Annotated in this window: 22 protein-coding genes and 2 tRNA genes; 17 read left to right on the forward strand and 7 right to left on the reverse strand. The window is 72.5% G+C overall.

Features of this window, described 5'->3' with window-relative positions; genetic code table 11:
* Positions 1-273: 273 nt before the first annotated feature.
* The 4 genes from BJ969_RS04575 to BJ969_RS04590 all read right to left on the reverse strand — a co-directional run bounded on the left by BJ969_RS04575 (position 274) and on the right by BJ969_RS04590 (position 5,672).
* A complete protein-coding gene (locus BJ969_RS04575; RefSeq protein WP_343071226.1) occupies positions 274-906 on the reverse strand; it encodes a 2'-5' RNA ligase family protein in 633 nt (210 codons plus the stop codon).
* A 46-nt stretch (positions 907-952) separates the two neighbouring features.
* The gene (locus BJ969_RS04580; protein ID WP_184477599.1) at positions 953-2,437 is read right to left on the reverse strand and encodes an MDR family MFS transporter; all 1,485 of its coding nucleotides are present in this window, start codon (positions 2,435-2,437) and stop codon (positions 953-955) included.
* 377 nt (positions 2,438-2,814) lie between these two features.
* Positions 2,815-4,281, reverse strand: coding sequence for a dihydroorotase (locus BJ969_RS04585; RefSeq protein WP_184477601.1), 1,467 nt, complete (start codon positions 4,279-4,281; stop codon positions 2,815-2,817).
* Positions 4,281-5,672, reverse strand: coding sequence for an FAD-dependent oxidoreductase (locus tag BJ969_RS04590; RefSeq protein ID WP_184477603.1), 1,392 nt, complete (start codon positions 5,670-5,672; stop codon positions 4,281-4,283). Before BJ969_RS04590 ends, BJ969_RS04585 begins: the two co-directional genes overlap by 1 nt.
* Positions 5,673-5,876: 204 nt before the next feature.
* Here BJ969_RS04590 and BJ969_RS04595 point away from each other — a divergent pair, with 204 nt between their 5' ends.
* The 8 genes from BJ969_RS04595 to BJ969_RS04630 all read left to right on the forward strand — a co-directional run bounded on the left by BJ969_RS04595 (position 5,877) and on the right by BJ969_RS04630 (position 14,345).
* Positions 5,877-6,671, forward strand: coding sequence for an IclR family transcriptional regulator (locus BJ969_RS04595; RefSeq protein WP_184477605.1), 795 nt, complete (start codon positions 5,877-5,879; stop codon positions 6,669-6,671).
* Positions 6,668-7,864: a CaiB/BaiF CoA transferase family protein gene (locus BJ969_RS04600; protein ID WP_184477607.1), complete on the forward strand. Its 1,197-nt coding sequence runs from the start codon at positions 6,668-6,670 to the stop codon at positions 7,862-7,864. The genes BJ969_RS04595 and BJ969_RS04600 overlap by 4 nt, the downstream gene beginning before the upstream one ends.
* On the forward strand, positions 7,861-8,736 hold the full coding sequence (locus BJ969_RS04605) for an aldolase/citrate lyase family protein (RefSeq protein WP_184477609.1): 876 nt from the start codon (positions 7,861-7,863) through the stop codon (positions 8,734-8,736). The genes BJ969_RS04600 and BJ969_RS04605 overlap by 4 nt, the downstream gene beginning before the upstream one ends.
* A complete protein-coding gene (locus BJ969_RS04610) occupies positions 8,733-9,551 on the forward strand; it encodes a cyclase family protein (RefSeq protein WP_343071227.1) in 819 nt (272 codons plus the stop codon). The genes BJ969_RS04605 and BJ969_RS04610 overlap by 4 nt, the downstream gene beginning before the upstream one ends.
* Complete coding sequence (locus BJ969_RS04615; protein ID WP_184477611.1) at positions 9,548-10,966, forward strand: MmgE/PrpD family protein; 1,419 nt, start codon at positions 9,548-9,550, stop codon at positions 10,964-10,966. Before BJ969_RS04610 ends, BJ969_RS04615 begins: the two co-directional genes overlap by 4 nt.
* 93 nt (positions 10,967-11,059) lie before the next feature.
* On the forward strand, positions 11,060-12,346 hold the full coding sequence (locus tag BJ969_RS04620) for an MFS transporter (RefSeq protein WP_184477613.1): 1,287 nt from the start codon (positions 11,060-11,062) through the stop codon (positions 12,344-12,346).
* Positions 12,343-13,701, forward strand: coding sequence for an MmgE/PrpD family protein (locus BJ969_RS04625; protein ID WP_184477615.1), 1,359 nt, complete (start codon positions 12,343-12,345; stop codon positions 13,699-13,701). The genes BJ969_RS04620 and BJ969_RS04625 overlap by 4 nt, the downstream gene beginning before the upstream one ends.
* An 11-nt stretch (positions 13,702-13,712) precedes the next feature.
* The gene (locus BJ969_RS04630) at positions 13,713-14,345 is read left to right on the forward strand and encodes an aspartate/glutamate racemase family protein (RefSeq protein WP_184477617.1); all 633 of its coding nucleotides are present in this window, start codon (positions 13,713-13,715) and stop codon (positions 14,343-14,345) included.
* 33 nt (positions 14,346-14,378) lie between these two features.
* Here the strand turns inward: BJ969_RS04630 and BJ969_RS04635 are convergent, their stop codons facing one another.
* Complete coding sequence (locus tag BJ969_RS04635) at positions 14,379-15,284, reverse strand: oxygenase MpaB family protein (RefSeq protein ID WP_184477619.1); 906 nt, start codon at positions 15,282-15,284, stop codon at positions 14,379-14,381.
* Positions 15,285-15,374: 90 nt separating this feature from the next.
* Here BJ969_RS04635 and BJ969_RS04640 point away from each other — a divergent pair, with 90 nt between their 5' ends.
* On the forward strand, positions 15,375-16,016 hold the full coding sequence (locus tag BJ969_RS04640) for a TetR/AcrR family transcriptional regulator (RefSeq protein ID WP_184477621.1): 642 nt from the start codon (positions 15,375-15,377) through the stop codon (positions 16,014-16,016).
* Here BJ969_RS04640 and BJ969_RS04645 read toward each other — a convergent pair.
* On the reverse strand, positions 16,004-17,953 hold the full coding sequence (locus tag BJ969_RS04645) for a linalool dehydratase/isomerase domain-containing protein (RefSeq protein WP_184477623.1): 1,950 nt from the start codon (positions 17,951-17,953) through the stop codon (positions 16,004-16,006). The two genes, BJ969_RS04640 and BJ969_RS04645, sit on opposite strands and share 13 nt — an antisense overlap.
* A gap of 221 nt (positions 17,954-18,174) precedes the next feature.
* On the opposite strand from BJ969_RS04645, the gene BJ969_RS04650 reads away from it, so the two are divergent.
* Positions 18,175-18,771, forward strand: a complete 597-nt coding sequence (locus BJ969_RS04650) for a DUF5134 domain-containing protein (protein ID WP_184477625.1) — start codon at positions 18,175-18,177, stop codon at positions 18,769-18,771.
* Between the two features lie 189 nt (positions 18,772-18,960).
* Here BJ969_RS04650 and BJ969_RS04655 read toward each other — a convergent pair.
* Positions 18,961-19,031 (reverse strand) — tRNA-Gly (locus tag BJ969_RS04655).
* Positions 19,032-19,194: 163 nt separating this feature from the next.
* Here BJ969_RS04655 and BJ969_RS04660 point away from each other — a divergent pair.
* From BJ969_RS04660 to BJ969_RS04690, 7 genes are all read left to right on the forward strand, one after another.
* Positions 19,195-19,268, forward strand: a tRNA-Pro gene (locus BJ969_RS04660).
* 219 nt (positions 19,269-19,487) lie between these two features.
* Entirely contained in the window at positions 19,488-19,679 is a 192-nt protein-coding gene (locus tag BJ969_RS04665; protein WP_184477627.1) for a hypothetical protein, read from the forward strand.
* Positions 19,680-19,819: 140 nt separating this feature from the next.
* Positions 19,820-21,238, forward strand: a complete 1,419-nt coding sequence (gene tig / locus BJ969_RS04670) for a trigger factor (RefSeq protein ID WP_184477629.1) — start codon at positions 19,820-19,822, stop codon at positions 21,236-21,238.
* Between the two features lie 289 nt (positions 21,239-21,527).
* The gene (locus BJ969_RS04675; RefSeq protein ID WP_184477631.1) at positions 21,528-22,100 is read left to right on the forward strand and encodes an ATP-dependent Clp protease proteolytic subunit; all 573 of its coding nucleotides are present in this window, start codon (positions 21,528-21,530) and stop codon (positions 22,098-22,100) included.
* A 37-nt stretch (positions 22,101-22,137) separates the two neighbouring features.
* Positions 22,138-22,767, forward strand: a complete 630-nt coding sequence (locus BJ969_RS04680) for an ATP-dependent Clp protease proteolytic subunit (RefSeq protein WP_184477633.1) — start codon at positions 22,138-22,140, stop codon at positions 22,765-22,767.
* 486 nt (positions 22,768-23,253) lie between these two features.
* Positions 23,254-24,534: an ATP-dependent Clp protease ATP-binding subunit ClpX gene (clpX, locus tag BJ969_RS04685; RefSeq protein WP_184477635.1), complete on the forward strand. Its 1,281-nt coding sequence runs from the start codon at positions 23,254-23,256 to the stop codon at positions 24,532-24,534.
* 226 nt (positions 24,535-24,760) lie between these two features.
* A complete protein-coding gene (locus BJ969_RS04690) occupies positions 24,761-25,402 on the forward strand; it encodes an RBBP9/YdeN family alpha/beta hydrolase (RefSeq protein ID WP_184477637.1) in 642 nt (213 codons plus the stop codon).
* The last annotated feature ends 38 nt before the right edge of the window (positions 25,403-25,440 follow it).

Below are 25,440 nucleotides of genomic sequence, written 5' to 3' on the forward strand. Positions count from 1 at the left end.
TGACGGCCACACCCCAGCGGCGAAGCCGTGCCTAGCGGCGAAGCCGTGCAGTGGGCGGCGAAGCCACGCCTGCCTTGCGGCCGGAGGCCGTGCCTGTATGTGCGAAGCACATAGCCCACGTCCAAAAGGTGACCACCCGCGGGTTCTCAGCTTCCTTCTCGCGAGGACAGCTTTTTCCCTCGTGGCGGAGCCACTAGGGAAAAAGATCCCGCAGCGAGAAGGACGCTGAGGTTCCGCCACCCGGACACCACAGCAAAACGAGCCCGATACGACTCACCCAAGCGGTACCTGCGCGAGGGTTTCCCATTCTGAGCAGGAGTGGTCGCGGTTCAGGCGCACCAGGGAGACCGCGGAGGTCTTCGCCGTCGTCGGGTCGACTTCGGTGCCGCCGAGCGTGGCCACGGCGAAGATCGCGGGACCTTCGGTGGTGGAGAACGCGAGGCTGATGTGCCGGTCGACCTCTTCCGGCTCGCCGGGGACCTGGTCGTCCCCGAGCGCGTCGGCGGTCGCGGCCCGGAGCCCGGCGCGCAGGTCCAGCAGCGTGGTCTGCGGTTCGGCGGGCAGCGACAGCGACTCGGGCAGCACCACGGCGCGGTGGAACGCCAGCGACAGCGGGTTGAACCCGGTGAGGCGCTTGCGGGCGGCCTCCACCAGGGAGTCGATCTTCTCCGGCGGTACCTCGTCGGTGAACCCGACCTCCTGCACCAGGATGTGCATCCACTCCAGCGGGACGAGGTCGAACCCGGGCAGGTCGCGCAGCGCGTACTGGTACTGGTTGACCAGGTGGCGGAGTCCGGGCTGGTCGGCGAACGGCAACAGCCAGGCGTAGCTGGTGCGGCCGGAATGCCATCCGGGACGCCAGCGGGCGTGGTTGCGGACCTGGTCGGCGTGCGGCAATTCGGTCACCCTTCAAATAGTGCACCGGTGCGAACCGTTGTGGGGATACCTTGAGCTATCTCACGGTCGTGGTGCCCGAGGGGTCACCGCCGCGTTTCCCCGCCCGCGCACGCGGTTTCTCCCGGTCGTCCAGCGTCGCGGCGGCATCGGCGTTGCGCACGCGCAGCGACAGCAACAATCCGAGAACGCCGAAGCCGATCGAGGCGAGGAACGCCCCGCGGTAGGCGGCCATCTGCACCTGTTCGAGGGCGCCGGGCGCGGCGAGGTCCACGGTGGACGAGCGGGCCTCGGTGATCGCGACCAGGATCGTGGCGCAGACCGCCGTGCCGAGCGCGGTCGCCACCTGCCTGCTCGCGTTGAACAGCGAACTCGCGTGCCCCATCGCGTCCCCGGAGATCCGGGCGAAGGCGGCCGTCTGCAACGGCGTCATCAGCAGCCCCATGCCCAACCCGAGCCACATCAGCAGCACGATCAGGAACCACACCGGTGTCGTGGTGCTCAGCAGTTGCAGCGCCAGTCCCACCGTGATGAGCACGGTGAAGCCGATCAGCAGCAGCGGCCGCGGCCCGAAGCGCCCGTAGATGCGGCTGACCACCTGCGTCGCCGCCAGCATGGTCAGCGCCTGCGGCATCAGCACCAGGCCGGACTCGAACGGGGAGAACCCGTGCAGCTTCTGCAGGAACAGCGGCAGCAGGAACAGCGTCCCGAAGATCGCCCCGGTGGAGCACACCAGCAGCGCGTTGCCGGTGCCGAACAGCCGGTCGCCGAGCAGCCGCAGGTCGAGCATCGGTTCCGGCGTCCGCAGTTCGCGCAGCACGAGCCCGCCGATGAGCAGCGCGGAGACGAGCAGCGTGCCCCACACCGACGGGCGTCCCCAGCCGAGCTGCGCGCCCTGGTCGAGGGAGACCAGCAGCGTCGCCAGGCCCGCGCCGGCGAGCACGAAGCCGGGCAGGTCGAACCGGCCGGGGCGTTCGCGGTGCTCCTCCTTGAGGAACAGCACGGTGAACAGCAGGGCCACGGCACCGACCGGCACGTTGATGAAGAAGATCCAGCGCCAGCTGGCGTACTCCACGAGCACGCCGCCGAGCAGCGGTCCGAGCGTGGGGGCGATGGTGATCGGGATGGACAGCACCGCCGAGGCCTTCGCCCGCTCGTTGGCGGGGAACGCGCGGAACAGCATGGCCTGGCCGACGGGGACGAGCATGCCGCCGCCGACGCCCTGCAGGATGCGGGCGCCGATGAGCATCCACATCTCCGTCGCGAGCCCGCACAGCACGGAGGCCAGCGTGAACAGGACGACGGCGAGCTGGAAGGTGCGCTTGCTGCCGAAGCGGTCGGCGATCCAGCCGGAGGACGGCACGAACACGGCGAGGCTGATCATGTAGCCGGTCAGCACCCACTGCAGGGTGCCCTCGCCGACGTGGAACTCCCTGCCGAGCGTCGCGAGCGCCACGTTGAGCACGGTCATGTCCAGGATCTGCATGATCAGACCGAGCACGAACGTGATCCCGACCAGCCACTTGTACTCAAGACGTCGCAACGGTCATCTCCGACTCCGCTCATCCGCGCCCGTGCCCGCGTCACGACCGCGCGCCACGGGTCCTCCGCCCCACCCGCCAGCATGGGCCACGCCACCGACGGCGGGCCACGGATTTGCGCGACCCCGCGACGCCCACCAGCGGACATGCCACGAAGTGGCGTTGCTCACGCCACGGCGAACCGTGCAAGGCGGACTCCTCCGGGCACGCCCGGTCCACCGGTTCGGCGTGGTGCGCGGCGGCGAAACCCGCGGACGCGGGGAGCGGAGCCGGAGATGCGCGAGGGGAGAGCGGCCCGGGTTCGAAGGCCCGCTCTCCCCTCGCGCACGTCGACCGCACGAACGGGCGTCCCGCGGTGGCGCGACCGCGGGACCCCGGCTCAGCGGCCCGTCGGGCGGTGCAGGTAGCGCCCCGCGGGCTCGCCCAGCACTTCGCCGCCGTCGAAGATCCGCTTGCCGCGCAGGAACGTGGTCTCGACCGTGGCGCCGATCTCCGCCCCGCGGAACGGGGTGTACTCCTGGGTGGATTCCGAGGCCGCCGGGTCCACGACGAAGGAGCGGTCCGGGTCGACCAGGACGATGTCGGCGTCGAAGCCCGCCGCGATGTCGCCCTTGGTCGGCAGGCCGAGGCGCCGGGCCGGGTTCGTCGAGACGAGCTCGGCGACCGTCGACATCGGCAGCCCGCGCCTGCGTCCCTCGCCGACGAGGCCGGGCAGCAGGTACTCGGCCCCGCCGAAGCCGGACTTCGCGGCGAACACGTCGGAGGGGTCGTCGCCGAACTTCTTCTCCTCCTTGCAGCAGGCGTGGTCGGACACGACCCAGCTGACGTCTCCGGCGAGCAGGTGCTCCCAGAGCGCCTCGACGTCGGCGCGCGGGCGCAGCGGCGGGTTGACCTTGCCGCCGACGCCGTCCGCGGTGGTCACATCGGTCAGCAGGTGCCCGATCGTCACCTCGCGGCGGAAGTCGACGTGCGGGAACGCCTTCGCCATCACCATCGCGGCCTCCATCGCCTTCGCCGACGACAGGTGCAGCAGGTTGATGGTGGGCAGGCCCGTCTCGTGGGCGAGGTAGGAGGCGATGGTCACCGCCAGGCCCTCCGAGTGCGGCGGGCGCGACGCGCTGTAGGCCTCCAGGCCGGAGAGGGTGCCCTCCTCCTCGACCAGGCGGGTGTAGGCGGTCATGATCTCCGCGGTCTCGCAGTGCAGGGACAGCGAGATCTGGTCGGCGATGTCCGGGTTCGCCTCGCGGGCGGCCTGGATCCCGCGCATCACGAACTCGAAGTGGGCGATGTCGTAGCGCTCGCCCTCCGGGATCATCAGGAAGTCGCTCTGGTCGGTGGAGCGGCCGTGCAGCCCGTGGCTGCCGTAGAACATGAAGATCTTGAACGAAGTGACGCCGTGGTCCCGGACCAGCGCGGGGATCTCGTCGATGTGCGAGGACTGCATCGGGGCGAGGTGGAAGGCGTAGTCCACGTACGAGCGACCCTCGGAGGAGGCCAGCACCTCCGGGAAGACCTCGGAGTACGGGCCGCCCCGGTTCAGGTAGTACTGCCCGGTCCGCATGTAGGTGAGCGAGGTCGTCACGCCGCCCTGGGCGCAGGCCCGGCTCTCGGTGGCGGTGTCGTCCGACAGCGGGTTGTAGATGCCCCAGTGCTGGTGGGCGTCGACGACTCCGGGGAAGGCGAGCCTGCCGCGGCCTTCGTGGACCTCGGTGCCCTCCGGCACCGGCAGGCCCGGCCCGACCTCGGAGACGACGCCGTCGGTGATCGCGATGTCGGCGGGGAACGGCTCGCCGCCGCCGGGGCGGACGACGCGGACGTCGCGGACGATCAGGTCGGGTCGGGTCATCAGGCACCTTCCGGGGTGAGGTTGCGGGTGGGGTCGGCCGAGCGGGCGAGGTGCCCGGCGGCCAGGTAGGCGAGGCCCAGCGCGGGGAGCAGGCCGTTGCCCGCGAGGTAGCCGGCCGCGCCGTGACCGGAGATCCCGGCGGCGGCGCCGCCGGAGGCGTAGAGGCCGGGGACGGGTTCCCCGGCGGTGTCGAGCACGCGGGCGTGCTCGTCGACGAGCAGCCCGCCCTGGGTGTGGAACAGCGCGGGGACGATCTCCACGGCGTGCAGCGGGGCGCGCAGCTCGGCGGCCGTGCCGCGGCCGAACCGGTCGGCCCGGGTGCCCGCGGCGACGTCGGCCAGCGCACCGATCTCCGATTCCAGCGCCGCGGCCGGAACCCCGATCAGCCGGGCGAGTTCCGCCGGGTCGTCCGCGGTGCGCACGGCCCCCGCCGACAGCACGTCCTGGTAGTCGCCGAACGCGCGGCACAGCCCGTCGATCCGCGAGTCGAAGACCATCCAGCCGCGCCCGCCGGGACGTCCGGCGAGCACCGCCGCGTATTCGGAGTATCCGGCCGTCTCGTCGCCGAACCGGGTTCCGCCGGAGTCGACGACCGCGGCGCCGTGCATCACGGCGGTCCAGGTCACGAGGGTGTGCGCGGCGGCGGACAGGGCGGCGTGGCCCTGGTAGGCGTCGAGGTACCCGGTGGCGGCGCCGAGCGCCGTGCCGATCCGGATCGCGTCGCCGCGGGAGTGCTCGCCGCCGTGGTAGTGGATTCCGGCGATCTCCGGCAGGTGCTCGGCGACCAGCCCGATGTCGGCGCCGTAGCCGTTGGTGGCCAGCAGCACCGCGCGGGCGGTGATCTCCTCGCGCTCCCCGGCCGGGTTCTCCAGCACGGCGGTCCGGCCGCCGTCCGGGCCCGGCTCGACCGCGACCAGCCTGGCCGGGACGAGCAGGTCGATCCGGTCGCTGCGGTCGGCGGCGTCGAGCAGGTGTCCCAGCAGCGCCGATCCGTGGCGGCCGGGGATGCTGTGCACCCGCGGCACCGAGTGGCCGGGGTAGCTGAAGTCGGTCGGCAGTTCGATCGGCACGCCGACGTCGTCGGCCAGCCACTCGACGAGTTCCGCGCCGACGTGCGCCAGCGCGGCGGCGATCCGCTGGTCGGCGGTGCCCCCGGTCTTGCGCGCGACGTCGTCCAGGAACAGCCGCGGCGAGTCGGTGACTCCGGCGGCGGTCTGGAAGCGCGATCCGGGGCCCGGAACCATCGCGGTGGACATCGAGGTGTTGTTGCCGCGGCGGAAGTTCTCGTCGGCGTCGACCACCAGCACGTCGAGTCCCAGCTGCGCCGCCCGGATCGCGGCGATCAGCCCGCCGCCCGCTCCGGCGACCACGAGATCGACATCGATCGTCATCGTTTCTCCTCACTGCCAGCTCGGTCATTCGTTCCGCTCAGCGGTACGAACACGAGCGTGACTGGCATCTCGATAAGAGCACTTGGCCTGGCGATACGCAAGAAGCGAGGCGAAACTTCTTGACATCGCAAGGGTGTACCGCTCAATCTCGTTCCGGTAAGCGGTACGCGAATAGTCCGAATCGAAAGGGATGACGTGGCGGAGATGACCGGGGGCACCGGAGCCACCGAGCGGGTGGCGGACGTGCTGCTGCTGTTCGCCGCGGGACCGCCCACGCTCGGCGTGAGCCGGGTTTCCCGCGAGCTCGACCTCTCCAAGGCCGTGGTGCACCGCATCCTGAAATCGCTCGGCTCGCGGGACCTCATCGCCTACGACCCGGAGACCCGCGAATACCGGCTGGGCCCGGCCGCCGCGGCGCTCGGCAGCCGCGCGCTGCGGGAGTCCGACCTGCGCACGACCGCGCTGCCGTTGCTCACCGAACTGCGCGACCGGCTGCACGAGACCGTCACCGTGAGCTCGAAGGTGCACGGCGGTCGGATCTACCTCGACCAGGCCGTCGGCACCCACGAGATCACCATGTCCGTCGAGCTCGGCCGCGCGTATCCGCTGCACGCCGGCTCGTCCGGCAAGTGCATGCTCGCCTACTCCGCCGCCGACGAGGTGGACCGGCTGCTCGCCGGTGAGCTCGCCGCGCTCACCTCTTCCACCCCCACCGACCCGGACGCGCTGCGCCTGGAACTGGACCGCATCCGCGAGCTCGGCTACGCGGCCTCCGCGGGTGAGCGCCAGAGCGACGCCGGCTCGGTCGCCGTGCCGGTGTTCGGTCCCGGCGGCCTCGTCGGAGCGGTGTCGGTGTGCGGCCCCCGATTCCGCGTCACCGGCGACTTCGTCGCCGCCACCGCCCCCGAAGTGATCGAGATCGCCGACCGCCTCACCGCCCGGCTCGGCGGGATCGCGCCCGATCGAGCCCGCCCGACCAGCAGTGGAAGGACACGATGAGCCACGACCAGCCCGGGGCCCTGCGAGGCCTGAAGGTCCTCGACGCCTCCACCCTGTTCGCCGGTCCGCTGGCGGCCACGCTGCTGGCCGACCACGGCGCCGACGTCATCAAGATCGAGCACCCGCGCGGCGACCCAGCCCGCACGCACGGCGCGCAGAAGGACGGCGTCGGGCTCTGGTGGAAGATGCTGGCCCGCAACAAGCGGGCGATCACCCTGGTGCTGTCCACCCCGCGCGGCCGGGAGCTGTTCCTCGACCTCGCGGCCGACGCGGACGTGGTGATCGAGAACTTCCGCCCCGGCACCCTGGAGCGCTGGGGCCTGGGCTGGGAGGAGCTCTCCGCGCGCAACCCGCGGCTCGTGCTTGCGCGGGTCACCGGGTTCGGGCAGAAGGGCCCGTACTCGTCCCGCCCCGGGTTCGGCACCCTAGCCGAAGCCATGAGCGGGTTCGCCGCCATGACCGGTGAGCCCGACGGCCCGCCGACGCTGCCGCCGTTCGGCCTCGCCGACGGCGTCGCCGCGTTGACGACCGCGTTCGGCATCCTCACCGCGCTGCGGGCCCGCGAGGACACCGGCCGCGGCCAGGTGCTCGACACCGCGATCATCGAGCCGCTGCTGCACCTGCTCGGGCCGGGCCTCATCGCCTACGACCAGCTCGGCGTGCTGCAGCCGCGCACCGGGAACCGGTCGTCGAACAACGCGCCGCGCAACACCTACCAGTGCTCCGACGGGCGCTGGGTCGCCGTGTCCACCAGCGCCCAGTCCATCGCCGAGCGGGTGATGCGGCTGGTCGGCGCCCCGGAACTGATCGACGAACCGTGGTTCGCCAGCGGCGCGGGCCGCGCCGAGCACGTCGAGGAACTCGACGCGGCCGTCGGTTCCTGGATCGCCGCCCGCGACCGGGACGAGGTCGTCGCGGCCTTCGAGGAGGCCCAGGCCGCGGTCGCCCCGATCTACACCGCGGCCGACGTGCTCGCCGACCCGCACTTCAACGCGCTCGGCAGCATCGTGACGATCGACGACGAGGAACTGGGCCCGGTCCGCTTCCAGAACACCCCGTTCCGGCTGTCCGAGACCCCCGGCTCGGTCCGCACCACCGGACCGCGCCTCGGCGCGCACACCGCGGAAGTCCTCGGCGATCTCGGCGTCGACGCCGGTGAGCTGGACCGGCTGCGCGAGCAGGGGGTCGTGTGAGCGCCCTCGGGTGGGCGCGGAGCTGGCTCTACGTGCCCGCCCACCGCGACGACCTGGTCGCCAAGGCCCTCGCCGGGCCCGCAGACGCCGTCGTCCTCGACCTGGAGGACGCGGTCCCGCCCGCCGACAAGGCGCGCGCCCGCGAAGTCGCCGTGGCCACCGCCGCTCGGGACGCCCGGATCTGGGTGCGGATCAACGCAGCCGGGACGCCGTGGTCCGACGAGGACGCCGCCGCGCTGGCGGGCACCGGCATCGCCGGGCTGCGGGTCCCCAAAGCGCAGGACCCGGACGCGGTCGCCGAGCTCGCCGAACGCACCGGGCTGGCGCTGCACCTGCTGGTGGAGAGCGCCTGCGGGCTGCGCCGGGCCTTCGACCTGGCCGAGAGCCACCCGCTCGTGGCCGGGATCTCGCCGGGCGAGACCGACCTGGCCGCCGACCTGCGGGTCCGCGACCGCGCCGAGCTCGGCTGGGCCCGAGCGCGGCTCGTCACCGCGAACCGCGCGGCCGGGCTGCCCAGCCCCGTCGCCAGCGTCTGGACCGAGCTCGCCGACACCGCCGGGCTCGCCGCCGACAGCACCGCCCTGCGCGACGCCGGGTTCTTCGGCCGGTCGGTGATCCACCCCCGGCAGATCGCCCCGGTGCACGCGGCCTTCACCCCCGACGCCGCGGAGGTCGAGCGGGCGCGCGCCCTGCTCGCCTCCGTCGACGCCGCGGACGGCGACGCCGCCTGGGTCGACGCCGACGGCCGCTTCGTCGACCCGGCTGTCGTCGCGGGCGCCCGCTGGGTGGCCGACCTCGCCGACGCGCTGGACCAGCACGCCCCCGACCACCACGAACCGGCCCGTGCGACGGCCGGGAAGGAGAACTCGTGAGCGCCACCGACGGACTGCTCGGCGCCGTGCGCGCCGGGACCCGGACCATCGAGCTCGGGCACCCGCTCTACACCGGGATGGCCGGTTCGCCGAACCACCCCGGTTTCCGGATGACCCTCGAACGCCGCCACGGCGACGCGGTGCGCCCCGACGGCGGGTCCGCGTCCAACGAGGTCATCGTCACCGGCGGCCACACCGGCACCCACGTCGACGCGCTCGCCCACGTCAGCCACGAGGGGCGGCTGCACGGCGGTGCCGACGCGGCCGAATCCCAGCGCGGCGGCAAGCACACCGTGCACGGCGCGGAGACGATCCCGCCGATGGTCACCCGCGGCGTGTTCCTCGACGTGGCCGCGCTGCACGGCGTGGACGTGCTGGAACCCGGCTACGGCATCACCGCCGACGACCTGGCGCGGGCGGCGCAGCGGGTCGGCGCCGAGCCCGGACCGGGCGACGTCGCAGTGGTGCGGACCGGGTGGGGGCGGCTGTTCTCCGACGCGACCGCCTACGTCGGCAAGGAGACCGGCGTGCCCGGCATGACCGTCGACGGCGCCCAGTGGCTCGTCGAACGCGGCATCGTCGCCACCGGCACCGACACCACCGCCTACGAGCAGATCCCCGCCGGGGCCGGGCACCGGGTGCTGCCGGTGCACCGGGTGCTGCTGGTGGAGCACGGCATCCACATCGTCGAGCACCTCGCCCTGGAGGACGCCGCGGAGGCCGAGCTCGGCGAATTCCTCGCCGTGTTCGCCCCGCTGCGCATCGTCGGCGGCACCGGCGCCCCGGTCCGCCCGCTGGCGGTGGTGCCGGCATGAGCACTCCCGCGCAGCGGATCGGCGAGGTCGGGGCCCGGCTGGCGGCCGACGGCGTCGACGACGCGTTGGCCGAGGACGTGGTCCGCCGGATCGTCGACGTCCTCGGGAACTCGCTCGCCGCCACCCGCGAGGAACCCGCCCGCATCGCCGGGGCGGTGGTCGCCGAGTGGGGCGGCGCCCCTGCGGCGACCGCGATCGGACTGCCGGACCGGGTGCCCGCCCCGTCGGCCGCGCTGGTCAACGGAACCTTGGCGCACAGCCTCGACTTCGACGACACCCACCTGCCGTCGGTGCTGCACCCCTCGGCCTCGGTCGTCCCGGCCGCGCTCGCCACGGCGGAGCGCACCGGTGCCGGTGGCCGGGCGCTGCTGGCCGCGACCGCGATGGGCATCGAGGTCACCTGCCGGCTCGGCATGGCGGGCTACGACGAGGACCTGGGCAACTCGGTCTTCTTCGAGCACGGGCAGCACGCCACGGCGATCTGCGGCGCGATCGGCGCCGCCGTGGCCTCCGGCATGGTCCAGGGCCTCGACGCGGACCGGCTGGCCTCCGCGGTCGGCATCGCCGCGAGCATGGGCGCCGGGGTGATCGAGGCGAACCGCACCGGCGGCACCATCAAGCGGGTGCACTGCGGCTGGGCCGCGCACTCCGGGGTGGCCGCCGCCGACCTGGCGCGCCACGGGCTCACCGGCCCGCCGACCGTGATCGAAGGCAGGTTCGGCTTCCTGCGCGCCTTCTGTGGCGAGCGGGTGCACCCGGAGCGGGTCACCGACGGGCTCGGCGAGCAGTGGGAGACGCCGGGCGTGTTCTTCAAGCCCTACCCCTGCAACCACTTCACCCACGCGGGCATCGACGCCGCCCTCCGGCTGCGCGAGCGGGGCGTGACCCCCGAGCAGGTCCGCGAGCTGGTGCTCGGGGTGCCCGCCCCGGTCCTGCGCACCATCGCCGAACCCGCCGAGGAGAAGCGGCATCCGCGTTCCGGCTACCACGCGGCGTTCTCCGGCCCCTACACCGTGGCCGCCGCGCTGATCGGCGGTGGCGGGCTCGGCGTGTTCCACGAGGACTTCACCGACGCCGCCGCGGCCGACCCCCGCCGGTTGGAGCTGGCCGGACGGGTCCGGGTCGTCGCCGACGAGCAGGCCACGGCCGGATTCCCGCGCCAGTTCCCCGCCGTGCTCACCGCCGAGCTCGCCGACGGGACTTCGGTGACCGAGCGGATCACCGAGAACCGCGGCGGACCGCGGCGCCCGCTGTCGTCCGAGGAGCTGGCGGCGAAGTTCACCGGCAACGCGGAACGGGCCGTCGGGCCGGACCGGGCCGCCGGCATCGTCACCTCGGTGTGGGACCTGCGCGACGACCGCGCGGTCGGCGAGGTGATGGCCGGCGTCCAGGACGCGCTCGCCCCCACCGGCTGAGCGGTCGATCGAACCCCGACAGGACAACGACGTCTCGTCCGCTCCGAACGAACGGAGCGAACGATTCCCCATCGGAATCAAGGGATTACGCGCATGAGCACACGGTTTCGCTTCGTGACGCTGGGGCTGGTGGTCGGCCTCATCATCATCAACTACATCGACCGCAGCGCGGTCTCCTACGCGGTGGAACCGCTGGAGCAGGCGTTCGGGATCACCACCGCGCAGTACGGGATCATCAGCTCCGTCTTCTCCATCGGCTACATGGTCGCCGCGTTCGTGTCGGGGCCGCTGGTGGACCGGTACGGGACCCGCCGGGTGCTGCTCACCGCGATCGCGCTGTTCTCGGTGACCACCGCCCTCATCCCGGTCGCCGGATCGTTCGCCGGGCTGCTGGTCATTCGGCTGCTGCTGGGGATCGGCGAGTCGCCCGCTTTCCCCGCCGCGACCCGCACGGTGAGCCGGTGGCTGCCGGTCCGCGAACGCGGCGTCGCGCTCGCGCTGTGCGGCGGGGTCGCGGTCTCCGGCAGCCTGCTGATCTCGGGGCCGCTGCTGACCTGGCTGACCGATCTCGTCGGCTGGCGCGGGATGTTCTGGACCTTGGCGCTGATCGGCGTGGTGTGGGCGATGTTCGCCGTGGTGCTGCTGCGCGACCTGCCGGAGGAGTCCTCTCGGGTCAACGACGCCGAGCGCGCGCTCATCGCGGAGGGGCAGGAGTCGGACTCCGCGTCGGGCCGGTCCTCGGTCCGGTGGCGCCCGCTGCTGACCAACCGGAACCTGTGGGTCGTCGCGGGTGGCTACTTCGCGTGGGGCTTCATGTTCTGGGGCTTCATGTACTGGCTGCCGTCGTTCCTGTCGAACGCCTACGGGCTCTCCGTCGAGGAGGCCGGTTCGTTCTCCATCGCGCCCTGGGCCTGCGGCATCGTCGGCGCGCTGGTCGGCGGGTACGTCGTGGACCGCGTGTACCGGCGCACCCCGCGCATCCGCACCCGGTTCGCCGTGATGGGCGTGGCGCTGCTGCTGGCCGGGTGCTCGCTGATCCCGCTGGCGATCGCCCCGACGCTCACCGTCGCGCTGATCTCCATCTCGCTCGGCGTCGGCTTCGGGTTCATCACCGGCGGGATCTGGTGGGTCGCCGCGATCGACGCGGCCCCCGACCAGCCGGGCAGCGCGGCGGGCTTCGCCGACGCGGCCTTCGCCTCCTCCGGCATCGTCGCCCCGTCGGTGATGGGCTTCATCGTCGCCGGTACCGGCAGCTTCACCAGCGGCTTCGTCGTGATGGCCGGGCTGGCCGTCGCGGGTGCGCTGCTGATGCTGCTGGTCCCGCGCGAACCCGCTCCCGCCGCGGCACCCGCGAACGCCGCCGCGGGCGAGCGGGCATGAGCGGGTCCGAGCGCGCCGACGCGGTCCGGTCCGCCGTCGGCGGGCTCGGCCGGTGGGTCTCCGAGCTGCGCTGGCCGGAGGTCCCCGCCGAGGTCCGAGAGCGGCTGCTGACCGTGCTCGTCGACTCCGTCGCGGTCACCGCGCTCGGGTCGCGGGCGCCCGAGCAGCGGGCGCTGGTCACCGCCTGGGATCCGCCGGAGGGCCCGGCACCGCTGTTCGGGACGGGCCGCACCACCTCGGTCGACGCCGCGGCCTGGCTGAACGCGATCGCCGCGGTGCGCCTCGAACTCGACGACGGTCACCGGCTCGCCGCGGGACATCCGGCCGCGCACGGCTTCCCCGCCGTGCTCGCGCTGGCCGCGCGGCGGGGCGCGAGCGGCGCCGAGCTGTGCGCCGCGCTGCTCGCCGCCTACGAGGTCGCCGCCCGGTTCGGCCGGGCCACCCGGCTGCGGCCGGGCACGCACCCGCACGGCAATTGGGGCGTCACCGGCGCGGCGGCGGGCTGCGCCCGGCTGCTGGGACTGGGCCCGGCGGAGACCGCCGTCGCGATCGACGCGGGCGGCGGGCTCCCCGTCGCCGGGCCGTTCTCCGCCGCGCTCGACGGCAACCCGGTCCGGGACGCGTGGGTCGGCGCCGCCAACCAGTCCGGCCTGGTCGCGGCCCGGCTCGCCGCTTCCGGTGGCGGGCACCTCACGGGTGTCGCCGCGGACGCGCTCGGCGACCTGCTCGGCGAGCTCGACCCGGCGGTGCTCGGCGCCGAGCAGGGGCGGCGCTGGGAGGTGCTCGGCGGCTACTTCAAGCAGCACTCCTCGTGCTCGTTCACCCACGCCGCCATCGACGTCGCGCTGTCCTTGCGGCAGCAGGTCGGGCCCGATCCGGATCAGGTGCTCGTCGAGATCCACTCGCTCGGGGCCGGGCTCGCCCGGACGGACTGGCCGACTCCGCTGGCAGCCCGGTTCTCGCTGCCGTACGTGGTCGCGACCGCGCTGCGCCGCGGGCGGGTCGGTCCGGCCGAGTTCGCGGCGGACGCGCTCGCCGACCCCGCCACGGCGGCGCTGGCCCGCCGCGTGACCGTCCGGGCGGCCCCGGACCTCGACGCCCGGCTGCCCGCCGAGCGACCGGTCCGGCTCACGGTGTCCACATCGGACGGACGCATCGTCGCGGAGGCGCCGAACCCGATCGGCGACGCCGCGCACCACCCGTTCAGCGCCGACGACCGCGTCCGCGTCCTCGGCGACCTGCTCGGCGACACCGACGTGGTGGCCGGGGTCCGGGAGCGCTGCGCGGTGCTGCCGGACGCGGCCGACGCCGCGGCGGACCTGCGCGCGCTCGGCGCGCTCACCCACGCCCGATGAGGAGGAACGCCATGCTCGTCCAGGCCGTCACACCGATCGTCGTCGGACCGCAGGAGGTCGCCCGGCGCCAGGCCCGCTACGACGCGCTGTCCCCGGCGGGGGTGCGCGTGGTGCTGTCCGACCTGCCCCCGCACGGCCCGCGCGCACTCAACACCGAACAGCACGTGCACCGCTCGACGGAGCTGGTCGCCGAGGCCTTGGCCGCGGCACCCGAGTGCGACGCCGTCCTCCCGGACTGCGTCCTCGACCCGGCGGTCCCCGCCGACGGCGGCACGATCGGCGGCCGTCCGGCCCTGGGCCTGCTCCGGCTCACGGTCGGCGCCGCCGTCGCCGCGGGCCACCGCATCGCCGCGGTCACCCGCAACGAGGCCATCGCGGCGGAACTCCACCGGCGCATCGCCGACTACGGCTGGGAGGGCTCGTTCCACGAGGTGGCGGTCCTGGACCTGACGGTCGACGACATCACCGACCCGGCCCGCTGGTCGGACGCGATGCGCGCACCGTTGGAACGAGCGGGCCGAGCAGGCGTCACAGCAGTGATCAACGGCTGCTCAGCCGTCGACACGACCACCCGCCCCGACAACGCCCCCTTGGTCCTGGACCCCATCAAAACCGCCCTGGGAGTACTAGGAGCCCTCGCCTAGGCGCTGTTCGGAGCAGTGCGCCGCCGAGCCCGCTCACCGGCCGTCGTGGCGGTACCCGACCACCGCCGGGTCGCCGGTGTCGGTGCGGCTGGTCCCGAAGGTCCGCGCCAAGGACCGGTGCAGCGGCACGGGGCGCAGGACGACGCCGTCGAGGTAGGCGCGGCTCGCGGTCCGCACCGCCAGCCGGACCGCGGGCCGAGGACGAGGCAGTCCGTGGGTTTCCCGCAGGTTCGCGGGGCTGATCGCGGACAGGGCCTCGCGCCCGAACGGCCGGAGGCGGGCGGGCAGGACCCGGGCGGTGAAGTCCTCGGCCAGGGCGTCGGAGACCGCCCGGCCGGCCGCGCTCGGCGCGAATTCGCGACGCTCGTAGTCGAGTGCCCAGGCCCGCATGTCCTCGCGGGTGACGGGGATGTCGTGGAGGCGTTGCCGCTCGGCGACCGCGCGCCAGAACCGCCAGTGCGCCTCGAGCTCGGTCGGTGAGAAGGGCCGCGCGCCCAGGGCGGCGGCGATGTTCGCGGGGTCGAGGGCCAGGGTGCTCAGCGTGTAGAGCGCGTCGTCGTTGCGGATCGGGAAGTGGGCGTGGATCTCGTTCATCCGCTCGATCCAGGCGATGCCCTCCGGCGAGTCCGGCCCGAAGTCGAGGAAGCGGCCGAAGAAGACGATGGTGTCGTCGTTGCGCAGCGCCGTGTTCCGGACGATGTCGCCGGTGCCGCGGCGCCACAGGATCCGGGCCATCGTCGGTACGGCGACCTGCTTCATGAACGCCACCGTGAACAGGGCGAGGACCAGGCGCCGGTCGCCGTGCAACGTCTGCAGGCTGGACCGGGTGATCTCGGTGTGGTCCGCGACCGGGTCGAGCCGGGCGATGCGCCGCCGCTCCAGGCCGCCGATCCGCCAGCTCCGTCGTGGTGTTCGGGCCGGGCCCGGTGCACTCTTCATCGAGCGGTCTCCGTCCTCGACGCATTGTTGACACGGACTCGTGTCAACTTCACGATGCTATCCGACACGGCCTCGTGTCAAGATGAGGTCATGTCCCGCACCGTGACCCGACCGCACCGCGGCGTCAGCGCCGCGGACCGGACCGCCGCACGCCGTGCGCGCCTGCTCGCCGCGGGGCGCGACCAGATCGCCGAGAACGGCACCGCCGGCGTCTCCGTCGACGCGGTGTGCCGCCGGGCGGAGCTCACGAAGCGCTACTTCTACGAGAGCTTCGACGGCAGGGACGCCCTGCTGGTGGCGCTGTTCGACGAAGCGGTGTCGTCCCTGGGCGCGGCACTCGCCGAGGCCCTCAGCGCCGCCCCCTCGGCGTTCGAGCTGCGGGTGCGCGCAGCGGTGCGCGCCGTGCTCTCGACGCTGTCCGCGGACCGGGGGTGGTCGCGGTTGTGGGCAGAGGCGCATGCGCACCCGGCCCTGCGGGGGCGCCGCAACGCCGCGCTCGACGGGTTCGTCGCGGTCCTGTCCGACGAGCTGGCCGGGCCCGGCGGCGGAGCCCAGGACCCGGCGACCACCCTGCTGGTCCTCGTCGCGGGGGTCACCGAGCTCGTCGAGCGGCGCCTGCGCGACGACCTGGACATCGGCGACGACGCGCTCGTCGACCAGCTCGTCCTGATCGGCGTCGCGGCGTGCGCCCCGCTACGGCCCGATGGCGCCGGACGCGATCAGGACGGGTAGAGCCGCAGCTCGCGACGACCGTCCAGGTCGACCTCGACCACGGCCCGGCCCCGCGCGTCGGCGATGACCTCGTCCGCGCACGCGCCCGCGACCCGGTACGCCGAACCCGGCACGAGCCGGTCCACCGCGAGCGCCGTCCGGACCGGGCCCGCTCCCGGGCGGAGGACGAGGTCGAGCGCACGACCGTCGGTCACCGCCCGGGCGACGAGCACGTCCGGGTAGGCGGCCTCGGCCAGCCGCGGTCCGGTGCGCCACGCCTGCGGGACTCCTCCGTGGCCGAGCAGGTCCCGCAGCGCGTGCTGCCTGCCGAACCGGCCGAGGACCGCGTAGAAGTTGACCATCGGCGACGCGTCGGCGAAGCGGCGGGAACCGCTGCGCTCCTCGACCGGCTCCCGTTCCGCCAGCAGCGCGGCGGCCGCGTCGGCCATCTCGCCGTCGCCGATCTCGCGGGCCGCCATCGTGATCGCGACCTGGGCGAAGGTGTCCCGGCCGAGCCGGTAGGAGCCGACGTCCACCCGGTTCGACGCACGGGGAGGCAGGGCGGGGACCCCGTCGCGCAGGGTGAGCTCGTTGCGCCGCAGCAGCCACCACGCCCGCTGCGCGAGGTCGGGGAAGGCCGCGTGCATCCAGTAGACGGTGTTGAGCTGCACCGCCGTGCCCGACCAGAAGTTCCACGACAGCCCCAGGTGGCGAGCGCGGACGCCCACGATGCGGCCGTCGGGTCGCAAGAACTCGTGCTCGTAGGAATGCCGGAGCCGTTCGCGCAGGTCCTCGACGTGGTCCGTCCCGTGGGCGCGATCGTGGCCGAGCATCGCGTTGATCCCGAAGGCGTTGCAGACGGTGTAGACCCAGTTCGGCTCGCAGGGGATGAGCGCGTAGTCCGACCGGCGCATGCCGTCGTGGATCTGCCGCGCGACGGCGTGGTGGTCGTACGGGTACGCCTCGTCGGCGGACCAGCGATAGGTGAGCGCGCCCGGTTCCGCGTAGCGCAGGTCGTTGAGCAGCGCGTAGAAGCCGAGCATCGTGCCGTGCCAGCCGGTCAGCATGATGTTCTCGTCGGTGGCCAGCGGGTCGCGCGTCGTCGAGAGGTTGCCCCAGAGGTTCTCCGTCCGCCAGTAACCCCACACGCGGCGGTCGAGCATCTTCTCGATCGCGTTGCGCTGGGCCTCGGCCAGGTAGCCGGAGAAGGCGGGGGTGCGGGTGTACTGCGACATCGCCAGGCCGGTGCCGAGCGAGGTCAGCTGGTACCGGAGCGCGCCCTCGCGGTACTGCTCCAGGACGATGAACCCGTCGAACCTGTCGAGCGGCTGCAGGGCGACGTCGAGCGCGTAGCGCAAGTGCGCCAGATCCTCCGGGGAGCTCTCCCGCACCGGCGGGCCCGATTCGAGGTCGGGCGGGCCGCTGACGACGAACGACGTCCGCGCGAGTTCGGCGTTCAGCACCGACCGTCGCCGGTGCCGGCCACGATGCCGCACGAGGTGCGCGGCGAGCGAGAGCGCCAGCGCGGCCACCGGCAGGGCCGGTACCAGGTATGCCGCCGCACCGGCGACCTCCCGCGACGAGACCGTGAGCGCCGCGACCGCCGCGCCCGCCACCCACACCAGCGGCGGCAGCACGACCGGCCCCGCGTACCACCACAGCGCCAGGGACAGCACGAACGCGACGGCGGTCAGCGCCGCCGCCGCGAACGACCCGTCGAGCAGGAAACCCCCACCCGGCAGGGCCAGCCCGTGGCCGAAGGCGACCGCCGCAGGCCCGGCGCCGAGCCACCCCGGCAGAGATCCGGCCAGCCACACCACGGCGTAGGCCGCCAGCGCCCGTCGCATTCGTCGCGCCGTCACCGGGCCGAACGCGGGCACGTCGGGCAGCAGCACGGTGACGGCCCGGTCTCCGTCCCGCGTCGCCGCGGGCTCTCCGGCGGGAATCGGCGCGCTCATCGGCTTCCTCCGGTCTGCAGGCGGGGCATGGGGCGGCGAGCCGGGGGCGCGAAGGGGGTCGGCGGCGGCGCCGCCGAAGGGCGCAGCCGGAACCACAGCTCACGCACGTGAGCGACCACCAGGGCCAGAGCGACGCAGCACGCCATCACGGTCCTCCTCGTCGTCCGGGGAACTTCGACAGCCTGATGTTGAAACGGTGCCGTGTCAACTATGCTCGGCCCATGTACCCAATGGGAGCGCCGGGCGCGGCGCTCGTCGTCGTGCTGGTCGCCGCCGCCGCGGTCGGAGCGGTCCGCCTCATCGCGGGGCGGCGGATCGACACCGTCTGGACCACCCGGGAGGCCGACGCGGCGCACCTGGTGATGAACCTGGCCATGGCCGTGATGTTCACGTCGCTGTGGGGATCGACGGCACGGTCGTGGGTCCTCGCCGTCGTGGTGGCCGGGATGCTCGGCATCGGCGTAGCCCTGGCCCGGCCGCCCGCGGGGCCGGGGCGCCGGGCCGGACTCACCAACCACCTGATCGCCTTCGCCGCCATGGGCCTGGCGGTGCTCGTCGGCCACTCCCCGGGGCACGACCACGGGCACGACGGGGCTCCCGGCGGAGCCGTGTCCGTGGTCGTCGTCCTGCTCGCGGCCTGGTTCGCCGTCGATCTCGTCGCCACGGTCGTCGTCGCCGTCGTGGGGCCGCCGGCCCGGTTGTTCCCGGCCGGCCTCGCGCCTCCGGCCGGCCGAGACCGCACGGCGCTGCGGGTGGCTTCCTTCCCGCACGCGGTGATGGCCGCGGCGATGACCGCGATGCTCCTGGCCGTGCTGTGACCACGGCGATGAGCGGAGTCCGACGCCGGGTCGTCCGGGGTGATCCCGCTCGATCGGCCGCCCGCGCCGTCGTCCTGCACGAGACGTTCGGCGGCGAGTCCGGGCGAAACACTCGTTGGTCGGCGCGAATGCGAAACGGCGCCCCTCCCGAGTTCGGGAATGGGCGCCGCGCTTGCCGGTAGTGCTCGGAGCGGGCGACGGGAATCGAACCCGCGTAGCCAGTTTGGAAGACTGGGGCTCTACCATTGAGCTACGCCCGCATGCCTGGTCAGGACGTTCCTCGATGGTGCACCGAAAGGCATCGAGTTCGATGTCTTCGACGGTGATCGCCGGGGTGTTTCCGACCTTGCGTGCTCTAGCTTAACCGGTCGCGATAGGCTCTCCGCAACGCACCCGTGCGGTCGGGGTGCGTTGCAGGTGGGACGGGGTGTGGCGCAGTTTGGTAGCGCACTCGCTTTGGGTGCGAGGGGTCGTGGGTTCAAATCCCGCCACCCCGACGGTCCTCCGGGAGGCGTGGTCGTGCGGCCGCGCCTCCTTTTTGCGTTCCGGCCGCGGGCGACGGAGATCACGCAACGTGATTCCTGCGGGTGATCCGTTCGGCATTCGGTAACGGCCGGCAGCGGCCGGTCGATTTCGTGGGCGTGCACGTTCACGTTGCTGTGTCGAGGGTCGCGCGACGCGTCCGGCTCCCCGCCTTGCTGGTGGGGGTGCTGTTGATGCTCGCGGTGGTGCTGCTGATCGGGGTGTCGCTGTTCGTCGACGGACCCGGCAGGCAGATCGTCCCGCCGACGGTGGGGATCGGGACGGCGGTGATTCCGACACCGCTGGGCTCGGCGGCCGTGCCGGCGGTGGGCGGTGCGGGTGACGTGGTCGGTGAGGCGGTCTTCTCGGCCCGCGGGGCGCGCTGAGGCAACCCCCGGCCCGGCCTCGGTCTCGCCTGGGCAATAGACTCGGAGGTCAGCCCGGCGTCGCCGGAGTGCACCCGATGTGGGGTCGCGCTCCCGCCGGCACCGCCGGGGTCCGAAGCACGTTCGCACTAGGAGACCACGTGAAGAGCACCGTCGAGCACCTGAGCCCGACGCGCGTACGGATCAACGTCGAGGTGCCGTTCGACGAGCTCAAGCCGAACTTCGACCGCGCGTACAAGGCACTCGCCAACCAGGTCCGCATTCCGGGCTTCCGGCCGGGCAAGGTTCCCGCCCGCGTGCTGGAGAGCCGCATCGGCCGCGGTCCCGTGCTCGACGAGGTCGTCAACGAGGCGGTTCCGGCCAAGTACATGGAGGCCATCAACGGCACCGAGGTCCGCACCCTCGGGCGTCCGGAGATCGAGGTCACCAAGATCGAGGACGGGGACCAGATCGAGTTCACCGCCGAGGTCGATGTGCGCCCGGAGATCACCGTTCCGGCGTTCGGTGAGCTGTCCGTGTCGGTGGACGACGTCGAGACGACCGAGGACGAGGTGCAGGAGCAGCTCGACGAGCTGCGCGCCCGCTTCGGCACGCTGACCGGTGTCGAGCGCCCGGCCGAGCAGGGCGACTTCGTCAGCATCGACCTGTCGGCCACGGTCGACGGCGAGGACGTCGAGGAAGCGCGCACCAGCGGCCTGTCCTACGAGATCGGGTCCGGCCAGCTCATCGAGGGCATCGACGACGCGCTGATCGGTGCGTCCGCGGGTGACACCAACACCTTCACCACCAAGCTGGTGGCCGGCGAGTACGCGGACCGCGACGCCGAGGTGACCGTCACGCTGGACACCGTCAAGGAGCGGCACCTGCCGGAGGCGGACGACGAGTTCGCCCAGATGGCCAGCGAGTTCGACACCGCCGAGGAACTGCTCGCCGACCTGCGGGAGCGCCTGGCCCGCGTCAAGCGGATGCAGCAGGGCATGCAGGCGCGGGACAAGGTCCTCGAAGCGCTGCTGGAGACCGTCGAGGTCCCGCTGCCGGAGAACGTGGTGGCGTCCGAGGTCGAGGTGCGCGAGCACGACGCGATCCACCCGTTCGACCACGACGAGGCCAAGTTCGCCGAGTGGCTGGAGTCGCAGGGCCAGACCCGCGAGCAGTTCGACGCGGAGACCCGCGAGGAGGCGGAGAAGGCGGTCCGCACCCAGCTGGTGCTGGACACGATCGCCGACGCCGAGAACGTGTCGGTCTCTGACAACGAGCTCACCGAGCGGATCATCTACCAGGCCCAGCGCTTCGGCGTCAGCCCGGACCAGTACGTCCAGCAGGCGCAGCAGTCGGGCCAGCTCGGCGCGATCTACGCCGACGTGCGGCGCAGCAAGGCGCTGTTCTCGGTCGTGCGGCAGGCCACTGTGGTCGACGGCTCCGGCAGCGAGCTCGACCTGGACGAGCTGTTCGGCTCGCAGGACGACGACGGTGCTCCGGAGGTCGTGCAGGGCGAGGTCGAGCAGGCCGAGTCCTCCGACGAGACCGCGGGTTCCACCGCGGCCGCGAAGTCGGAGTGACGACTCTTTCGCGGTGATTTCGCTGTGAGCAGAAGGAATCCGCGAGCGGCGAGAGCAATGCACAAGCTCTGAGCGAACGTGGGCGGTACCGGGAAGCTGGTGCCGCCCACGTTCGTTAGGGTCGGTTGCAAGCGGATCACCGGAAACGGAACAAGCCAAGGCATTCCCAGCGGTCCGGCGGCCGGCGAACGGTGTGGCCGGGTCCATTGTGGAAGCCCTCATCGTGGAAGAAGGCAGGGGAGACGTGACGCAGCACCTGACTGTTCCGGCGTCGGACACGACGCCGCACATGCGGTCGACGAACGGGCTCTCGCTCAACGACTCGGTTTACGAGCGCTTGCTGCGGGAGCGGATCATCGTCCTCGGCTCTCAGGTCGAGGACACCATGGCCAACCAGATCTGCTCGCAGCTGCTCCTGCTGGCGGCCGAGGACCCGGAGCGGGACATCTCGCTCTACATCAACTCGCCGGGCGGTTCGGTCACCGCGGGCATGGCGATCTACGACACCATGCAGCTGATCAAGCCGGACGTGGCCACCGTCGCGATGGGCTTCGCGGCGTCGATGGGCCAGTTCCTGCTCTCCGCCGGTGCGCGGGGCAAGCGCTTCACGCTGCCGCACGCGCGGATCATGATGCACCAGCCGTCGGCGGGCCTGGGTGGTACGGCCTCCGACATCGCGATCCAGGCCGAGGTGTTCTCCAAGCACAAGCGGGAGATGGCGGAGCTGATCGCGGCGCAGACCGGGCAGACCGTGGAGAAGATCACGGCCGACTCCGACCGGGACCGCTGGTTCACCGCCGAGGAGGCCCGCGACTACGGCTTCGTGGACCACGTCGCCACCGCAGCCAACCTGCCCAGCTGACCGCGCGCCCGGACCTAGTAACGAGGAGTCACCTGTCGTGAGCTCATTCCAGCTTCCGCAGTCCCGGTACGTGCTGCCCTCCTTCGTCGAGCGCACCGCGTACGGGGTGAAGGAGTCGAACCCGTACAACAAGCTGTTCGAGGAGCGCATCGTCTTCCTCGGCGTCCAGGTCGACGACGCGTCGGCCAACGACGTGATGGCGCAGCTGCTGTTCCTGGAGTCCGACGATCCGGATCGCGAGATCCAGATCTACATCAACTCGCCGGGTGGTTCGTTCACGGCCCTGATGGCCATCTACGACACCATCCAGTACGTCCGCCCGGACGTGCGCACGATCTGCCTGGGCCAGGCGGCGTCGGCCGCGGCCGTCATCCTGGCGGCGGGCACCAAGGGCAAGCGGCTCGCGCTGCCGAACTCGCGGATCCTGATCCACCAGCCGTCGACCGAGGGCATCTACGGCCAGGTCTCCGACTTGGAGATCCAGGCCAACGAGGTGCAGCGGATGCGGGACCTGATGGAGTCCACCCTCGCCACGCACACCGGCAAGGAGAAGGACCAGGTCCGCCAGGACGTGGAGCGCGACAAGATCCTGACCGCCCAGCAGGCCCAGGAGTACGGGATCGTCGACGAGGTCCTGCCCTACCGCAAGCTCTCCGCCCAGTCCTGACCTGCTTCGATCTTGTTCTGCACTGGTGACCGGGCAGCGGAACCTCAGCCGCCTTCTCGCCGCGGGGCCGACGTCCCGAGTGGCTCCGCCACCGGGGAGGTCGCCGTCCTCGCGAGAAGGCGGCTGAGCACCCGCGAAGGTCCCGGTCGCGCGGACGGTCACTGCTCAGCGGCTTCGCCGCGGGCAGGGCGTCGGCGACCGGCGGCGCCGGCGGGTGCGGAACTCGATCTGGGCAACGGGATTGGTGGCAGGCCGTCGCGGGAGCGTTCCGGAGAATGGGATGCTGTGCGGGGCGGCACGCCGGGCGGTCGCGACACGCCGGACGGTGGCCTCGGCGACCACCGCGCCCGGTGCATGCCGGAGACTGGCAGGTAGCGGAGTCTGCGAGTCTCCCCGAATTCGGGGAGCGGCAGGTACCGTCGGTACGAGCACATACGGTCAGGCACGTCACCGGACGGCGTGCCGGAGGGGACGGGGTCAGCGGTCATGGCACGTATCGGTGACGGCGGCGACCTGCTGAAGTGCTCCTTCTGCGGGAAGAGCCAGAAGCAGGTGAAAAAACTCATCGCCGGCCCCGGCGTGTACATCTGCGATGAGTGCATCGATCTCTGCAACGAGATCATCGAAGAGGAACTGGCCGAAGCCGGTGAGGTCAAGCTCGACGAGCTGCCGAAGCCGACGGAGATCCACGAGTTCCTGGACCAGTACGTCATCGGGCAGGACCCGGCGAAGCGCAACCTGTCGGTAGCGGTCTACAACCACTACAAGCGCATCCAGATGGGTGAGCGCACGCGCGACAGCCGCGAGGAGAACGTCGAGCTCGCGAAGTCGAACATCCTGATGCTGGGCCCCACCGGTTGTGGGAAGACCTACCTGGCGCAGACGTTGGCGAAGATGCTCAACGTGCCGTTCGCGATCGCCGACGCCACCGCGCTGACCGAGGCGGGCTACGTCGGCGAGGACGTCGAGAACATCCTGCTCAAGCTCATCCAGGCGGCCGACTACGACGTCAAGCGCGCCGAGACGGGCATCATCTACATCGACGAGGTCGACAAGATCGCCCGCAAGAGCGAGAACCCGTCGATCACCCGCGACGTCTCCGGTGAGGGCGTGCAGCAGGCGCTGCTGAAGATCCTGGAGGGGACGACGGCGAGCGTGCCGCCGCAGGGCGGTCGCAAGCACCCCCACCAGGAGTTCATCCAGATCGACACGACGAACGTGCTGTTCATCGTGGCCGGCGCGTTCGCCGGGCTGGAGAAGATCGTCGAGGACCGGGTCGGCAAGGCCAGCGTCGGCTTCGGCGCGCAGCTGCGCTCGAAGGAGGAGGCGAACTCCGCGGACCGGTTCTCCGAGGTGCTGCCCGAGGACCTCATCAAGTTCGGCCTGATCCCCGAGTTCATCGGCCGGCTGCCCACGGTGGCCAGCGTGACGAACCTGGACAAGCCGTCGCTGGTGCAGATCCTCACCGAGCCGCGCAACGCGCTGATCAAGCAGTACAAGCGCCTGTTCGAGATGGACAACGTCGAGCTGGAGTTCACCCGCACGGCGCTGGAGGCGGTCGCCGACCAGGCGATCCTGCGCGGCACGGGCGCGCGCGGCCTGCGTGCGATCTTGGAGGAGGTGCTGCTGCCGGTGATGTACGACATCCCCAGCCGCACCGACGTCGCGAAGGTCGTCATCACCGAGCAGACGGTGCGGGAGAACGTCAACCCGACGATCGTGGCCAGGCAGAACACCCGGCGGGAGCGCCGCGAGAAGTCCGCCTGATGGCAACGCTGCCGCCGTCCCCCTCGTGGGGCGGCGGCAGTTCTCTTCGCAGGCTCGAGTTCAGGCGGAGTGGCGCGGGTTCGTGCTCGCGGGAAACGTCCGGGTGTCCCGCAAGCGGGTGAGCCGCAGGCGCGCGATCCGCGCATTCCCCAGCGGTGTCCGCGGCCATGCATGATCATGCTCATCGGAGAGTCGTCCGATTCGAGCATGCCCAGGGAGTGGCCCGATGAGCGAGCTGCACGTGCTGCTGGTGCCGGGCGATTCGAGGACCGGTCCGTGGCACTGGCAGCAGTGGCTGGCGGCGCGGCTGCCCGATGCGGGCGCGGTCGTGACCACCTGCCCGCCCGCCGCGGAATCGCACGACCCGATCGCCGCGCTGCGGGTGCGGCTGGCCCGCACACCCCCGGAAGCGGAACTCGCGGTCGTCGCGCACCGCGGCGGTGCCGCGTCGTGGCTGCGGCACGCGGCTACCCTGGGGGCGCGGCGGTCGGCGGCCGAAGGAGTCCGCCGGGCCGATCGGGTGCTGCTGGTCGCGCCGGACGCCCAGGCGCGGACGCCGGGAACGCGGGCGGACGTGCCGGGTGAACCGGACGCGCCGGCGCTGCGCGAAGCGGGCGGCCCGACCCGGATGGTCGTCGGAGCCGACGACCCGGCGTCATCGGTGCGCGCGGCGCACGCGCTGTTTCACCGGTTGCGGGTCGAACTCGACGTGCTCGCCGACGGCCGAGGGCTGGACACGGCCGCGGGTTACGGGCCGTGGCCCGCGCTGCTGCGCTGGGTGCTGTACGGCTCGGTGCCGGTGGCGGACCGGTTCGGCTCCGCGCCGCGCGCGGCGGGTTGGTCGCCGGTGCCGGAGGGCGTCGGCTGACCGGTCCACCGCGGACCGGCGGCGGCCACCGGGCCGGA

Origin of the sequence: Saccharopolyspora gloriosae, from assembly GCF_014203325.1 — a bacterium.
Lineage (GTDB): Bacteria > Actinomycetota > Actinomycetes > Mycobacteriales > Pseudonocardiaceae > Saccharopolyspora_C > Saccharopolyspora_C gloriosae.